This is a genomic window from Devosia sp. J2-20, assembly GCF_055808475.1.
Map to the genome: position 1 here is coordinate 1,485,841 of NZ_CM147870.1, position 15,774 is coordinate 1,501,614.

At 59.1% G+C, this 15,774-nt stretch carries 13 protein-coding genes; 12 read left to right on the top strand and 1 reads right to left on the bottom strand.

Annotated elements, in window-relative coordinates; all coding sequences use genetic code 11:
• Nucleotides 1-93: 93 nt before the first annotated feature.
• A complete protein-coding gene (locus AC0L37_RS07330; RefSeq protein ID WP_269368638.1) occupies nucleotides 94-747 on the bottom strand; it encodes a YoaK family protein in 654 nt (217 codons plus the stop codon).
• Between the two features lie 381 nt (nucleotides 748-1,128).
• Between AC0L37_RS07330 and dnaE the strand changes: the two genes are divergently transcribed.
• From dnaE to lpxA, 12 genes are all read left to right on the top strand, one after another.
• On the top strand, nucleotides 1,129-4,584 hold the full coding sequence (gene dnaE / locus AC0L37_RS07335) for a DNA polymerase III subunit alpha (RefSeq protein ID WP_282221578.1): 3,456 nt from the start codon (nucleotides 1,129-1,131) through the stop codon (nucleotides 4,582-4,584).
• A 363-nt stretch (nucleotides 4,585-4,947) separates the two neighbouring features.
• Complete coding sequence (gene rpsB / locus AC0L37_RS07340) at nucleotides 4,948-5,763, top strand: 30S ribosomal protein S2 (protein ID WP_212657739.1); 816 nt, start codon at nucleotides 4,948-4,950, stop codon at nucleotides 5,761-5,763.
• A gap of 73 nt (nucleotides 5,764-5,836) precedes the next feature.
• Nucleotides 5,837-6,766, top strand: coding sequence for a translation elongation factor Ts (gene tsf / locus AC0L37_RS07345; RefSeq protein ID WP_212657740.1), 930 nt, complete (start codon nucleotides 5,837-5,839; stop codon nucleotides 6,764-6,766).
• A gap of 202 nt (nucleotides 6,767-6,968) precedes the next feature.
• Nucleotides 6,969-7,688: a UMP kinase gene (pyrH, locus tag AC0L37_RS07350; RefSeq protein WP_212657741.1), complete on the top strand. Its 720-nt coding sequence runs from the start codon at nucleotides 6,969-6,971 to the stop codon at nucleotides 7,686-7,688.
• 17 nt (nucleotides 7,689-7,705) lie between these two features.
• Nucleotides 7,706-8,260 (top strand): ribosome recycling factor, encoded by a 555-nt coding sequence (gene frr, locus AC0L37_RS07355; RefSeq protein ID WP_212657742.1) that lies wholly within the window; start codon nucleotides 7,706-7,708, stop codon nucleotides 8,258-8,260.
• A 29-nt stretch (nucleotides 8,261-8,289) separates the two neighbouring features.
• Entirely contained in the window at nucleotides 8,290-9,051 is a 762-nt protein-coding gene (locus AC0L37_RS07360; protein WP_282221577.1) for an isoprenyl transferase, read from the top strand.
• The gene (locus tag AC0L37_RS07365) at nucleotides 9,048-9,908 is read left to right on the top strand and encodes a phosphatidate cytidylyltransferase (RefSeq protein WP_282221576.1); all 861 of its coding nucleotides are present in this window, start codon (nucleotides 9,048-9,050) and stop codon (nucleotides 9,906-9,908) included. Before AC0L37_RS07360 ends, AC0L37_RS07365 begins: the two co-directional genes overlap by 4 nt.
• Nucleotides 9,909-9,942: 34 nt before the next feature.
• Nucleotides 9,943-11,079, top strand: coding sequence for an RIP metalloprotease RseP (rseP, locus tag AC0L37_RS07370; RefSeq protein ID WP_282221575.1), 1,137 nt, complete (start codon nucleotides 9,943-9,945; stop codon nucleotides 11,077-11,079).
• Nucleotides 11,080-11,219: 140 nt separating this feature from the next.
• Complete coding sequence (gene bamA, locus AC0L37_RS07375; protein WP_473314880.1) at nucleotides 11,220-13,403, top strand: outer membrane protein assembly factor BamA; 2,184 nt, start codon at nucleotides 11,220-11,222, stop codon at nucleotides 13,401-13,403.
• Nucleotides 13,404-13,475: 72 nt separating this feature from the next.
• Nucleotides 13,476-14,504 (top strand): UDP-3-O-(3-hydroxymyristoyl)glucosamine N-acyltransferase, encoded by a 1,029-nt coding sequence (gene lpxD / locus AC0L37_RS07380; protein ID WP_282221574.1) that lies wholly within the window; start codon nucleotides 13,476-13,478, stop codon nucleotides 14,502-14,504.
• Entirely contained in the window at nucleotides 14,501-14,965 is a 465-nt protein-coding gene (gene fabZ / locus AC0L37_RS07385; RefSeq protein WP_212657748.1) for a 3-hydroxyacyl-ACP dehydratase FabZ, read from the top strand. Before lpxD ends, fabZ begins: the two co-directional genes overlap by 4 nt.
• Nucleotides 14,962-15,771 (top strand): acyl-ACP--UDP-N-acetylglucosamine O-acyltransferase, encoded by an 810-nt coding sequence (lpxA, locus tag AC0L37_RS07390; RefSeq protein ID WP_282221573.1) that lies wholly within the window; start codon nucleotides 14,962-14,964, stop codon nucleotides 15,769-15,771. The genes fabZ and lpxA overlap by 4 nt, the downstream gene beginning before the upstream one ends.
• The last annotated feature ends 3 nt before the right edge of the window (nucleotides 15,772-15,774 follow it).

Genomic DNA, 15,774 nt, shown 5'->3' on the forward strand with positions numbered 1-15,774 from the left:
CGCAAGGCGTCACGTTGGGGTTACGGATTGGTTTGGGGCGGGCGGTTTGCAGTCCGACCCCGACCGCTCAGCCAGCAAACCTATCTGTGGGGCTCAGGCCATGACCTTGGCGGGGCGGCGCGCGATGAAGGCAATCAGAAAGCCGAGATAGACCAAAGCGGGCACCAGCAGGGCGTTGATGCCGAGCATGGCATAGCCCAGGCCGCCGATCAGCGCCCCGATCATCAGTGAGTTCCAGACCAGCAGGTGCTGCAGCCAGCGCCAGGGTGGCGCCAGTCCGCGCAGCGCACGGGCGAAGTCCTGGCCTGCGGCAAATAGCGTACCGGTCACGAAGGTTGTGCCCAACCGCACGGAGCCGGTGGCCGGCAGAATGGCATTCTGCGCGCCCGCGCCAGCAGCCAGCACCAGCATGAACTGGGTTGCCGGAAAACCCAGCATGGCCAGCGCCAGGGTCAGCAGCACGCTCGCCAGCACCAAAGCTGTGACCGCGCCCGATCCCCAGCGGGCCCCCGCCAGCAATGCCAGCATCGAGCCAATAAAGCTGCCGATCACAAACAGCAGCACCAGCGACGCAGCGGTCGCGGCGATGGACCAGCCGCCATGAGCCAGCGCGTCACCGAGCTGGGTGGTGTTGCCACTCATAAAGGAGGTGTAGTGGCCGCCCAGTTCGATGAAACCGATCGCGTCGGCGAAGCCGGCGGCAGCAGTCAGCAACAGCCCCAGACTTAATTGCGGGGTGGGGGTCATCGGGCTGGCGACATGGCAGTGAGACTCGCTGAGAGGAGGGTGATCAAAGACTGGTCGCTTCGATCCCGTGCGGCAAGGGTTTTGCGGCTTGCGTGCATCTCGATGTTAACAGTCTGCTAACCAGTGACCGCCAATCCCCGCTGTTCCCGCTAGTCACACTCGACAGGAACAAACATCGAACGTATAAGAACATCATAGCAACACGGGAGACGACGATGCTCACTTTCATCAAGGACTTTGCCGCATTCGTTACGCTGGGCGCCTTCACGATTGGTTCGCTCACCTGGATGGATATCATTGCCCGACTCGTGTGACGCTGGCTGTGGATTGCGGCATCGGGGCGGTATGATAATCGCCCTGAGCCGGTCATAAAGGTTCACCATGCACGGCCCCGGTTTTATCCATCTTCACGTTCACTCTGCCTATTCCCTGCTTGAGGGTGCGCTGCAGCTTGAGACCATTCTCAAACTCGCGGCCGCCGATGAGCAGCCGGCGCTGGGTATTGCCGATACCGGCAATCTGTTCGGGGCGTTGGAATTCTCCGAAAAAGCCAGCAAAAAGGGCATTCAGCCGCTGGTCGGGGTTGAACTGGCGATTGATTTTGCGGCCAGCGAAGAGCGCGTCAACGAACGCGGCCACGTCGCCTGGAGCGGCAAGTCCAGCGTGGTGCTGCTGGCCCAGAGCGAGGTGGGTTTCGGCAATCTGTCGCGACTGGTTTCGCAGTCCTATATCGAAGGCGACGGGGGCACGGCGCGGGCGCAACTGGACTGGCTTTCGCGGGAGCGGCTTGAGGGGCTGATCTGTCTCAGCGGCGGCCCTGAGGGGGCCATCGACATGGCCTTCGCCCAGGGGCAGGATGCCAATGCGATCAAGCGGCTGGACCGTCTGGCCGAGCTGTTTGGCGAGCGCTTCTACATCGAATTGCAGCGCCATGGCCGGGTGCAGGAAGCAGCCGTGGAGCCGCGGCTGGTGGATTACGCCTACCGCAAGGGCATTCCTCTGGTCGCCACTAATGAGCCCTTCTTCAAATCGGCCAAGGAATTTGAGGCGCATGATGCGCTGCTGGCGATTGCCGGCGGCACCGTGCTGGCCCAGACCGAGCGGCGCAAGCTGAACGATCAGTACTATTTCAAGACCCGGGCCGAGATGGAGGCGCTGTTCTCCGATCTGCCCGAGGCGCTGAACTCCACGGTCGAGATCGCCCAGCGCGTGTCCTACCGACCGCAGACCCGCAAGCCGATCCTGCCCAAATTCGCCGCAGCGCCAGATCTGAGCGATGAAGACGCCGTGGCGGCCGAGGCCGACGCGCTGCGCGCCATGGCAGAGGAGGGGCTGCGCAACCGCCTTGAAGCCACAGGTCCGGCACCCGGCAAGACCGAGCAGGAATACTGGGAGCGGCTGGAGTTCGAACTCGACATCATCCAGTCGATGAAGTTTCCGGGCTACTTCCTGATCGTGGCCGATTTCATTCGCTGGTCAAAATCGCAGGGCATTCCGGTCGGTCCCGGCCGTGGTTCGGGTGCTGGCTCGCTGGTGGCTTATGCCACCACCATTACCGACCTTGATCCGCTGGCCTACAATCTGCTGTTCGAACGCTTCCTGAACCCGGAACGCGTTTCGATGCCCGACTTTGACATCGATTTCTGTCAGGATCGGCGCGAAGAAGTCATTCGCTACGTGCAGCGCAAATACGGCACGGAGCAGGTCAGTCAGATCATCACCTTCGGTACGCTGCAGGCGCGCGCTGTGCTGCGCGACGTCGGGCGCGTGCTGCAAATGCCCTATGGCCAGGTGGACCGCATCTGCAAGATGGTGCCCGCCAATCCGGCCGACCCCTGGTCGATCGAGCGCACCATGACCGAGGTCCCCGAATTCAAGGCGCTGAGCGAAGAAGACGAAACCGTGGCCGATCTGGTGGCCATCGGCAAAAATCTCGAAGGTCTGTTCCGCCACGCCTCGACCCACGCTGCCGGTATCATCATTGGTGACCGGCCGCTGCATGATCTGGCGCCGCTTTATCGCGATCCGCGCTCGGACATGCCGGTGTGCCAGTACAATATGAAGTGGAGCGAGGCCGCCGGTCTGGTCAAGTTCGACTTTCTGGGCCTCAAGACACTGACCACGGTGCAGTACGCGGTCAATATGGTCAATCTGGATGGCGGCAGCTTCCGGATCGAAGATATCCCGATTAACGACAAGCCGACCTACGAGCTGTATGCGCGGGGCGACACGTTTGGCGTGTTCCAGGTTGAGGGCGCCGGCATGCGTCGGGCGCTGCTCGACATGAAGCCCGACCGGTTCGAGGACATCATCGCTATCGTGGCGTTGTATCGTCCCGGTCCAATGGACAATATTCCGCTGTTCTGTGACCGCAAGCATGGCCGCGAGGATGTGGAATACCCGCATCCAGAGCTGTCCAAGGTGCTCGATGAGACCTATGGCATTATCGTCTATCAGGAACAGGTGATGCAGATTGCGCAGCTGCTCAGCGGTTACTCGCTGGGTGAAGCCGATATGCTGCGCCGCGCCATGGGCAAGAAGATCAAGGCGGAGATGGACGCGCAGCGCGAGCGTTTCCGCGAAGGGGCGATCAAGCACGGTCTCAAGCAGTCGCTCGCCGACACAATTTTTGACCTGCTCGCCAAGTTCGCCAATTACGGCTTCAACAAGAGCCATGCCGCAACCTACGCCCTGGTGAGCTACCAGACCGCCTATCTCAAGGCGCATTATCCGCACGAGTTCCTGGCAGCGTCGATGACGCTGGATATGGGCAATACCGATAAGCTGGCCGAGTTCCGCAGCGAAGCCAAGCGCAACAAGATCGAACTCGTACCGCCCTGCGTGAACCGCTCACAGGTGGTGTTCTCGGTCAAGGACAAGGCCATTCTTTATGGCCTGTGCGCGGTCAAGGGCGTCGGTCGCCAGGTGGCAGAGCACATCATCGAGGTGCGTGGTGATACCCCTTTCAAAGACCTGGGTGACTTTGCTCGCCGGGTTGATCCGCGCGTGCTGTCCAAGCGGACACTGGAAACGCTGGCGAACGCCGGTGCGTTTGATGATATCGTGCCGCGGCGCGAAGTGGCCTTTGCGGCCATCGAAACCGTGATGGGCATGGCTCACACGCTGACCGCTGAGCGCAATGAAGGTCAGTGGAACATGTTCGACGCTGGCGAGCCTGAAACGCTGCGCCTGCCCGAAGGGGTGCCGAACTGGTCCACAACCGAACGTGCCGACCGTGAGCTTTCAGCCTTTGGCTTCCATCTGTCGGCCCACCCGCTCGATGCCTATTCCGACATGTTCGACAAGCTGCGCGTGCAGCGTTGGGGCGATTTTGAACGGGCCGTCAAGGATGGCGCCTCGGCGGGACGTCTGGCTGGGACCATTAGCGGTCGGCAGGATCGCCGGACCCGCAAGGGAACGCCGATGATGATCCTGACGCTATCCGATCAGTCGGGCAGCTATGAAGTGATCGCGTTTTCCGAGCAGATTACCCAGTTCGGTGCCATTCTGCAGCCGGGCAAATCCGTGATCCTGCAGGTTGGCGCGGATGAGCGCGCTGAAGGCGTGAGCCTGCGGCTGCTGTCGGCCGAGCCCATTGATGGCATTGCTGAAAAGATCGACCGCCGCCTGACGGTGTTTGCTGCCAGTGCCGCGCCCCTGGGATCTATCAGTGCCCAGCTCAAGCGGGGCGGGGAGGGATCTGTCAATTTCGTGGTGATCCGCGATGGTGGTGCCCGTGAGTACGAGATCGAACTGCCCGGCACCTACCTGCTGACAACGGCCGTCGCCGGCGGCATCAAGGCGCTTGAAGGCGTGACCGATGTTCGCTTCCACTGATTGAAGCGTGGTTTCTGCCGTCCTAGACGACGGTGATGTGGCTGTCATGTCGGGTTCATTGGCTGACGGCCTTGGTGCGAACGCTTGTTGTGCGCTGATCACGAAGTGTCAGTGCTTCGGGCGTTTGTCGTCTGCCTGTCGTGCGGCCCGCCGGTTTGCCTTCGCAAGGAATGGGCGTGGGGCAGGGCTGATCTCACTTGCCCTTTGTAGAGACATCGCCTATATCGCGCTTGCGTTTGACTGTGTGTCAGCGCGATTTCACACACGAGGCAGGCTTTTCGGGGAACCGAAAATCCATCCGGTGGCGGGATACCGTCGCAGCGCCTTGTGGAGGCATCAACCGGTAAACAAGGAGCAGCCCACATGGCACTGCCCGATTTCTCTATGCGTCAATTGCTTGAAGCTGGCGTCCACTTTGGTCACCAGAAGCACCGCTGGAACCCCAAGATGGAACGCTACATCTTTGGCGTTCGCAACGACATTCACATTCTCGATCTGAGCCAGACCGTGCCGGCTCTGAGCCGCGCCCTGCAGCTGATCAGCGACACTGTTGCTGACGGTGGCCGCGTGCTGTTCGTTGGTACCAAGCGTCAGGCTGCTCCGCTGGTAGCTGATGCTGCCAAGCAGTCGGCTCAGTACTTCGTGAACTCCCGCTGGCTCGGCGGCACGCTGACCAACTGGCAGACCATCTCGAACTCGATCGCCCGCCTGCGTACCCTGGAAGCCATGAGCGAAGACGAACTCGCTCTGCGCACCAAGAAGGAACGCCTGATGATGAGCCGCGAGCAGGAACGCCTTGAGCGTGACCTGGGCGGCATCAAGGACATGGGCAACCTGCCATCGCTGCTGTTCGTGATCGACACGAACAAGGAAGCCAATGCGATCAAGGAAGCTCGTCGTCTGGGTATCCCAGTTGTGGCTATCGTTGATACAAATTGCGATCCCGACACTGTCGATTACCCGATCCCGGGCAATGACGATGCGTCGCGCGCACTTGAACTCTACGTGTCGCTCGTCGCCAAGGCTGCCATTGACGGCATCGCCCGTTCGTCGTCCGACTTCGGCGCCGATCTGGGTGCTGTTGAGCAGGCTCCTGCAGAAGAACTGCCAGTTGAAGCAGCGCCTGCTGTTGAAGCTGCCGCAGAAGCACCTGCTGCCGCTGAACCAGCCGCCAAGTAAGTTCGCTACGACGAACTCTATATTGATTTGAACCATGCGGCCCCCTCAGACGGGGCCGCCAAGAGGTGACCCCATGGATATCACTGCAGGAATGGTCAAGCAGCTTCGCGACGCGACTGACGTCGGGATGATGGACTGCAAGAAGGCCCTGGTCGAAAACAATGGCGACATGGAAGCAGCAATCGACTGGTTGCGCACCCGTGGCTTGTCCAAGGCTGCCAAAAAGGCTGATCGTATTGCCGCCGAAGGCCTGGTTGGCATTGCCGCCGATGGCAAGAAGGCCGCCGTTGTCGAAGTGAACTCGGAAACTGACTTTGTTGCGCGCAACGAGCAGTTCCAGACCATCGTCGACAATATTGCCAAGCTGGCGCTCGACGCTGACGGCGACGCTGCCAAGCTCGGCGAAATGCCGTTCCCGGGCGCCGGTCATTCGGTTTCTGCCGAGTTGAACGAAGCCATCGCCAAGATTGGCGAGAACATGAACCTGCGTCGCACTGAGGTTGTCTCGGTGACTGATGGCGTGGTGGAAAGCTATGTCCACAATGCCGTCAAGGCAGGTCTGGGCAAGATCGGCATTCTGGTTGCACTGGAATCGACCGGCGACAAGGCTGCGCTGGCCACTCTGGGCAAGCAGCTGGCAATGCACATTGCAGCCACCAACCCGCTTTCGATCGATCCCGAAGACCTCGACCAGGACGTTGTGGCGCGCGAGCGCAGCATCATTCTCGAGCAGGTCAAGGAATCGGGCAAGCCCGCTGATATCGCCGAGAAGATGGTCGATGGCCGTATGCGCAAGTACTTCGAAGAAGTCACGCTGCTGGCACAGACCTTCGTGATCGATGGCGAGACCAAGGTCCGCGATGCGATCAAGAATGCCGAGAAGGATGTTGGCGCCCCGATCAAGCTGACCAAGTTCGTGCGCTATGCGCTGGGCGAGGGCATTGAGAAGGCCGAGAGTGACTTCGCTGCTGAAGTGGCTGCCACTGCCGGCGTGAAGAAGTAACGCCTTTAATGATTGCGGGCGGGCCCAAGGGCCCGCTCGCCGTTCTCCCGCCTGCCTTGATTTGGCCCGGGATCGAGCACAAAACCCTGTCTAAACTTGTTTCGACTGGTGTAGCGCTTTCTTTTGAAGGCGCTTTTGCCTTAGTGTCTGCCGGGCCGCCGGATTCGGTGCCCCACCGCTTTTTTCCGTAAGGGGTTCGTCGATGGTGCCTGCCTATAAACGCATTTTGCTCAAGGTGTCGGGTGAGGTGCTGGCCGGGGACCAGTCTTTCGGCATTGAACCCGAATTTCTCCAGTCCGTTGCCAAGCAGATCGCTGATGCCGCCAAGAACGGTTCGCAGATCGCTATTGTTATCGGTGCTGGCAATATTTTCCGCGGTATGGCTGTTGCGGCCAATGGCACTGATCGCGTGACCGCTGACCTGATGGGCATGCTGGGCACGGTGATCAATTCACTGGCCCTGAGCAATGCCATTGCCCGCCAGGGCATCAAGTCAAAGGTGTTTTCTGCGCTGAACATGCCCTCAGTCGCCGATAGCTTCACGGCACGTGCTGCCAAGGCTGCGCTGGATGAAGGGTTTGTCGTGGTGTGTGCCGGTGGTACCGGCAATCCGTTTTTTACGACCGATACGGCAGCGGCGCTCAAGGCCATCGAACTTGACTGCGACGTGTTGCTCAAGGGGACCAAGGTGGACGGCGTCTATTCAGCCGATCCCAAGAAGGATCCCAATGCGACCCGCTATGATACGATCAGCTACGATGACGTGATCGGTCAGAATTTGAAGGTTATGGACACAGCCGCATTCGCGCTTGCTCGTGATAATGGCTTGCCGATAATCGTGTATGCGCTTGACGACGAAGCCGGTCTGGCCGGTGTGCTGGCGGGGACTACCCGCTCTACGCGCGTTGGCTTGCCGCTCTAGACTGGAAGGACGGAAGAATGGCCTATAACCTGGACGACCTCAAAACCCGCATGCAGAAGTCGATTGCATCACTGCGCGACGAACTGGCTGGTTTGCGAACCGGACGGGCAAGCGCCAGTCTGCTCGAGCCCGTGACTGTTGAAGCCTATGGTTCGCGCATGCCGCTCAATCAGGTGGCGACCGTTACCGTGCCAGAGGCCCGCATGCTCAGCGTGCAGGTCTGGGATCGTGGTATGGCCAATGCCGTTGAAAAGGCAATCCGCGATAGCGGTCTGGGTCTGAACCCGATGGGCGAGGGGCAGATCATTCGCGTGCCGCTGCCCGAACTCAACGAAGAACGCCGGCGCGATCTAACCAAGGTTGCCCATACCTATGCTGAAGCTGCCCGTGTTGCGGTGCGCCATATTCGCCGCGACGGTATGGACGCGCTCAAGAAAGCCGAAAAGGATGGCGATCTGGGTCAGGACGAGGCACGCTCGCAGTCCGATCTGGTACAGAAGGCCACCGATGCTGCTGTCGCTGATATCGATCAGGTCGTGGCAGCAAAAGAAGCGGAAATCATGCAGGTTTGACGCAAACCCGCTGCGCTGGGAGGGCGTAGATGTCTATTGATCCAGCCATCGTCGCCGAACCGGTGCAGCGGTCGCCTTTGCGCGTGCCGCAGCATCTCGGCGTCATCATGGATGGCAATGGGCGTTGGGCAACGGCGCGGGGCAAGCGCCGAACCGAAGGCCATGTCGAAGGGGTCAAATCCCTGCGCAAGATGGTCGAGCTGTGCATCACCTATGGTGTGGGACATCTGACGGTGTTCAGTTTCTCGTCGGAGAACTGGAGCCGGCCGAGCGAAGAAGTATCCTTCATCTTCAATCTCCTGCGGCGCTTTGTTGCCTCGGATCTGCAGCGACTGATCCGCAACAATGTCCAGGTGCGGATCATTGGCAGCCGGGATGGCCTTGAGCCCTCTTTGGTGCGTCTGATCGACGACGTCGAAGCCAAGACAGCCGGCAATACCGGGCTGGTTCTGGTGGTCGCCTTCAATTATGGCGGCAAGGCCGAAATTGCCGAAGCAACACGACGGATCGCCCGCGAAGTGGCGGCCGGCCGGTTGTCTGCCGATGATATCGACGAGACCACCATCGAGGCGGCGCTTTATACGGCTGGTTTGCCCGACCCCGATTTGATCATCCGGACCAGCGGCGAACAGCGCATTTCCAATTTCCTGTTGTGGCAGGCGGCATATGCCGAGTTTGTCTTTGTGGATGAGCATTGGCCTGATTTTGATGAAGCCAGCTTTGTGCGGGTGCTCGAGACTTTCTCGCAGCGTGACCGGCGGTATGGCGGCATCGGGACGGAGCAGTCTTGAGTGATCCCAGCGAGCTTGGTTCAGAACCCTCCGGCGGTCGCCGCAGCCTGTGGTCAGATCTCGGTCCGCGGCTGATTTCCGCGATGGTCATGATTGCGCTGACCGTGGCGGCGCTATTTGTCGGCAGCTATTTCTTCGCCGCGGTCGTCGGTGCTGTATTTGCCGGCGCCTATCGCGAGTGGGAAACCATGGTCTCGCGTGCGCCGCTCACGCCGACGGGTATGGCGCTGATCGGCATTGTTGCCTTGTCTGGCCTGATATTTCCGCTGTTTGGAGCCCTTGGCAGCCTGACGGTGATTGCCATTGGCTGTGTCATTGCATTGTTGGCTCGTGGCGAAGGCATGTGGTGGCGGGTTCTGGGCCTGCTGATCTATGGCGCCATTATCATCGCGGCTCTTGTCATGCGCGGCGACACCATGGCCGGTGTGTGGGCCGGGCTTTATCTCGGCACGGTGGTGTGGATGACCGATTCTGCGGCGTTCTTCACCGGCCGCCAGATCGGCGGCGAGAAGCTGGCTCCGGATATCTCACCGGGCAAGACATGGTCGGGGGCACTGGGTGGCCTGGCGCTCGGCACCGGGGCAGGGCTGGTGATCTGGATTTTAGCGACGGATTCCCCGTGGTGGATCGGCTTGGCGTTGTCAGCAGCGATCAGCGTTCTGGGCCAGTTGGGCGATTTGAGCGAGAGTGCCGTCAAACGTCATTTCCGGGTCAAGGATAGCGGCGACATCATACCGGGGCATGGCGGGCTGATGGACCGACTGGACAGCCTCACATTTGGCGTGTTGCTGGTGTTGCTGGTCGGCACGCTTCATCTCGGCTTCGGCTCCGTCGCTGAAGGGCTGCTCTACTGGTAGATTGGCGCAAGGCGCCGACTGCACAAGGAAGACAATGTTCGAATTCATCTACTGGCTGCTCTCCTACGTCGTTCCGTTTCTCGCGGTCCTGACCGTGATCGTGTTCGTGCACGAGATGGGTCACTATCTCGTTGCCCGCTGGAACGGCATCGCCATCCAGACTTTCTCGGTCGGCTTTGGCCGCGAGTTGTTCGGCTGGGACGACCAGCACGGGACGCGCTGGCGTATCTCCGCGATCCCGCTGGGCGGCTATGTGCGGTTTGTCGGCGATATGGATGCCGCCAGCACGCCGGACCGTGAGGTGATCGCCAAGGCCGATCCTGAGTTGTCCAAGCGACTGTTTGCCAACAAGAATGTCTGGCAACGCATCTCTGTTGTGCTGGCCGGTCCGGTTGCCAATGTCATTCTGACTTTCGTCATTCTGTATGCGCTGCTGCTTGGCTATGGCCGCTATACCATCCCGCCTGTCGTGGGCACGGTGATTGCTGAATCACCTGCCGCAATGGCTGGTCTGGAGCCGGGTGATATTATCGTCTCGGTAGATGGCTATACGGTGCGTGGCTTTGAGGACTTCCAGCGTCTGGTCGCCACCAGCCCTGAGCGGCCGGTGACCATCGAACTGGAGCGCGGTAGCAGGCTTGAGACCCTGGTGCTGGTGCCTGAGGCCACCGAGGTGGAAGACAGGTTCGGCAATGCGCAACGGATTGGCCGAATCGGGGTGAGCCGCGACGTCGCTGAAGCCGATGTAACGCTCTATCGACCCAGCCCAATCGAAGCGATTGGTATGACAAGCGAAGAAATAAGCTTCATTGTGCAGCGCACCGCCGCTTTTCTTGGTGACTTCTTTGTGGGGCGCGGTGATGTCGAGCAATTGGGTGGACCGGTCAAAGTTGCCAAGGTTTCCGGCGAGGTTGCGACTCTGGGAATCGTCGCACTCATAAATCTGACGGCTTTGCTTTCGCTAAATATCGGAATTTTCAATCTTTTACCGGTACCCATGCTCGACGGCGGTCACCTCATGTACTATCTGGTGGAAGCTGTTCGAGGGCGTCCACTCAGCACGAAAGTTCAGGAAATCGGCTTCCGTATCGGATTTGCCCTTGTCCTGAGCCTCATGGTGTTTACGCTCTTTAACGATACGGTTTTTGCTCATCTGGGAATTCTGCGTTAACGCTCAGTTAACTTAGGTTCGTAAGGTGTTGCAGGAATACAAGAGCACCAAGCATTTGCTAACCGCGACAGGGCTTACGCCTTGTCCTTGGTTAAAAAGGCGGTAAAACGGTGTAATGGAGTTAGTCTTGGGGGAGCGCTATGCATGGCGATTCCTTGGGCATGGTCGCAGAAGGCAATAACAATATGATCCACCCCACCAAGTTGATGCGCGGCGCATTTCTGGCGCTAGCGATACTGGGCGCAGCACCGCTCGCAGGTCCCAGCATCCCGCTTCTTGGCGCTGCGACGGCTCAGGCGCAGGAGCAGCTGGTCGGCTCGGTGTTGTTTGAGGGCAATCGCCGCTTCACAGATGCGCAGCTTCTGGCAATGGTCGATGTGTCGGCTTCCGGCATTTTCACTCAGCAGCGTCTCGCATCCGATATCGAGAGTATTCGCCAGGCTTATGACCGCGATGGTTTTCTGACCGTATCGGTCACCTCGCGGACCGAGGCGACTGTTGATGGTCGTGTTCGTGTTATTTTCGTTGTCAATGAAGGTGATCGCGCGGGTATCGCGGCAATCAACTTCACTGGCAATAATTCTATCCAGGGTGGTAACCTCAAGGGTGCCATGCTGACCAAGGAAACCGGCATTCTGAGCTGGTTGTTCAAAGATGACGGCTATGACGAGCAGAAGCTTGCAGTCGATCGCGAGCGGATCCGTCTGTATTACGCCAATCGTGGTTTCCCTGATGCTCAGGTGACGTCAGTCGGTGAATACGATGCGGCTCGCAATGCCTATTTCATCAACTTCACCATCAATGAAGGCCAGAAGTACAAGTTTGCCGGCGTCGGTATCGAGACCAGCATTCCTGGCCTGAATACAGATGCGCTTCGCGGCACTGTGCAGACAGGTGAAGGCAGTCGTTATTCCGTGAGCGAACTGCAGTCGGCGATCGAAGACATGTCCTACGAAGCGACTACGCAGGGTTACTCCTTTGCTGATGTCCGGGCCCGTCTGGATCGCGATGTTGCCAATGGCACATTCAACGTCACTTACCTGGTCGATGAAGGTCCGCGCGTCTATGTTGAGCGGGTCAACATCACCGGCAATGACAAGACCCGCGACTTCGTTATCCGTCGTGAGCTGGAGTTTGCTGAAGGGGACCCCTTCAATCGTGCACTGGTGGTTCGTGGCCGCAACAACATTGACGCACTGGACTACTTCTCGTCCGTCAGCGTGACGACAGCTGCTGGCTCGGCTCCTGACAAGGTGGTCATCAATGTCGCTGTGACCGAAAAGTCCACCGGTGAGTATGGCGCCACTGCAGGCTATTCGACGACCGATGGTATTTTGGGCGAGGTCTCACTGACTGAACGCAATTTCCTGGGCCGTGGTCAGTATCTGCGCGCAGCCATTGGTGCATCCCAGGCCGGGCGGACGTTTGACTTCTCGTTCACCGAACCCCGTTTCATGGGCTTGAAGGTCTCTGCCGGCATTGACGCGTATCACCGCATCAATGAGGAAACGACCAGCACGTTCTATGGTTCGCAGGCGACCGGTGGTCAGTTGCGTGCCGGTATCCCACTGACGTCCGACTTGTCGTCGACGGTGTTTGCCGGTCTCGAGCGCAAGATCATTACCGACGTCAATGACAACCCGACATACCAGTCATCGTTGGTGGTGGATGGTCAGGAATTCAACAAGGCCTATATTGGCTACACCCTGACCTGGAATGGTCTGGATGATGTCAAGAAGCCAACTGAAGGCCTCTATGCAACGTTCACCCAGCAGTACATTGGCTGGGACCATAATCTGGTGAAGTCCGAAGCTCGCGCACGTTATTTCGTGCCCGTGGTGGAAGACAGCGGGATTGTTGCGAGCTTGAAAGGTCAGGCTGGCGTGATCAATGATCTGAGCGGCAACGGCGTTCATGCGGTTGAGGCGTTCAATCCTGGTACGCAGTTGATCCGTGGCTTTGAAGGCCGGGGCCTTGGTCCACGTCTGCAGAGCGGTGAGTATCTTGGTGCAACCATGTATGCCGGTCTGTCTGCCGAGATCAGCTTTCCGATCCCGGCTGTGCCTGAGAGCTATGGTCTGAGCGGCGCCCTGTGGGCCGATGCGGCTTGGGTTGATGGTCTGCCACGGATTGGCACTGGCAGTGCCGCACTGTCCAATGTTGATGCGGGCAGCCAGGACGCTCCATGGCGTACTTCGATCGGCGCGTCGCTGATCTGGGACAGCCCATTTGGTCCTCTGCGTGGCGATTTCGCCCACGTGCTGAACAAGTCGACGTCGGACCGTACGCAGGTCTTCCAGCTTTCGCTGCGGACTCTGCTCTAGCCATAATGGCGTAAAACAATTCTTTGAGCCGCGGGGCGGTAGCGCCGCGGCTCAATGCATTTAAGTGACATCATGGTCGACACTCGTTTTCATCGCTTTGCCGGCCCCACCACTGTCGGCACCCTTTTAAGAGCGCTTGAGCGCAACGATCTGTTGCAGGATTTAGCAGCGCCCGACCTGATGATCGACGGCGCAACTGACCTCGATGTGGCCGGTGCCAACGATCTCGCCCTTGCTGCCCATGTCAGCTACACCGACGCTCTTAAATCTACTGCTGCTGGTGTGGTCATTGTTTCTCAGGCCTTGGCTGATGCCGTTCCTGAGGACTGCGTGGCCCTGGTGTGCGACAAGCCGCATCATCTTTTCGCTGATGTCCTGGACTATCTCTATCCCAACAGCACGCGCAGCGTGATTGCCGGCGGTCGTGATGATTTGGGCGAGCCGGTTTTCGAAGCTGATGTGATGATCGGCACCAATGTGGTGCTCGGACAGGGCGTCGAGATTGGTCGTGGTTCGATCATCGGGGCGAACACGGTCATCGGGGCTGGTGTCACCATTGGCCGCAATACGACCATTGCCGCGAACTGCACCATCGATTGTGCGCATATCGGCAATGGCGTGGTGATTCACTCGGGCACGCGTATTGGCTCTGAGGGCTTTGGCTGGCTCGACTTTGGTGTGTCCAATCGCAAGTTGCCACAGTTGGGGCGCGTGCTGATCCAGAACAATGTTGAGATTGGTGCCAATGCAACGATCGATCGCGGCGCTCTTGGCGACACGATGATCGGCGAGGGCACCAAGATCGACAACCTTGTCCAAATCGGCCACAACTGCCGTATTGGTCGCAATTGCATTATTGCGGCGATGTCGGGCCTGTCAGGTTCCACCATCGTTGGCGATGGGGTTCTGATGGGTGGCGGCGTTGGCACATCAGGGCATTTGGAGATTGGTGCTGGGTCGGTCGTTCATGGCCGCGCCGCCGTCACCAAGGACTGGCCTGAGGGCTCTAAGCTTGCCGGGGCACCTGCCCAGGACATTATGGATTTCTGGCGAGAGATCGCCGCTATGCGCAAACTATCAAAAGGGGTTAAGCGGGGATGACCGAGAGCACTGAGCTCACAGCAATGAGCATTGCCGAGATCCTCACGGCCCTGCCGCATCGCTATCCGTTCCTGATGATTGACAAGATTATCAAGATCAATGGCGATGAGACGGCGGTTGGGGTCAAGAACGTCACGTTCAACGAGCCGATCTTCCAGGGGCATTTCCCCGAGAACCCGATTTTTCCGGGTGTCCTGATCATTGAAGGCATGGCCCAGACCGCTGGAGCAATCGTGATCAAACACGATTCCAACAGCGGCAAGAAGAACATCGTTTTGATGCTGGGGGTCGACAAGGCCAAGTTCCGCAAGCCAGCGGGTCCAGGTGACGTGATTGAATTTCACATTGCCAAGATCCAGCGTCGCCGCAATGTCGGCCGGTACAAGGCCGAGGCCATCGTTGACGGTACGGTCATTGCCGAGGCCGAAATCACGGCAATGATTGTCGAGGCGACTTCGTGAGCCTAGCGATCGTTCATCCGACAGCTCTTGTCGGTGCCGGCGCGCAGTTGGGCCAAGGCGTCAAGATCGGACCGTATTGTATTGTGGGCGACAAGGTCGTGCTGCATGACAATGTCGAGCTGGTTTCTCACGTGTCCATTGACGGCAATACCGTGGTCGGTGCGGGTACGCGGATTTACCCGTTTGCTTCCGTCGGCCACGAGCCGCAGGATCTGAAGTATCACGGTGAAGCCTCGCGGCTGGAAATCGGCGAGCGTTGCGTTATTCGCGAGTCGGTCACCATCAATCCGGGCACTGAAGGCGGCGGCATGCTGACCAAGATCGGCAATGAATGCCTGATCATGGCCAGTGCGCATGTGGCTCACGACGCGATCATTGGCAACAATGTGATCATGGCCAACTATGTCGGCATCGCTGGTCATTGCCAGATCGGTGACAATGTCATTTTTGGCGGCACTTGCGTCATCCATCAGTTCACGCGCATTGGTGCACACGCCTTTATCGGCGCGCAATCGATGGTTGATGGCGACATCATTCCCTACGGCATGGCTTTGGGTAATCGTGCATCGCTGACCGGTTTGAACCTGGTTGGTCTCAAGCGCCGCAAGTTTGATCGTGAAGCGATCCACCGGCTGCGTGCGGCCTACCGGCAGATTTTCTCCAATGAGGGAACACTGCGCGAACGGGTCGAAGATGCCGCTGACCTGTTCAAGGAAGATGCGCTGGTGCAGGATGTGGTGGCATTCATCATGGCGGCCTCTGACCGGCCGATTCTGACACCACGCAACGGCCAGTCCTCGGAGTGAGGA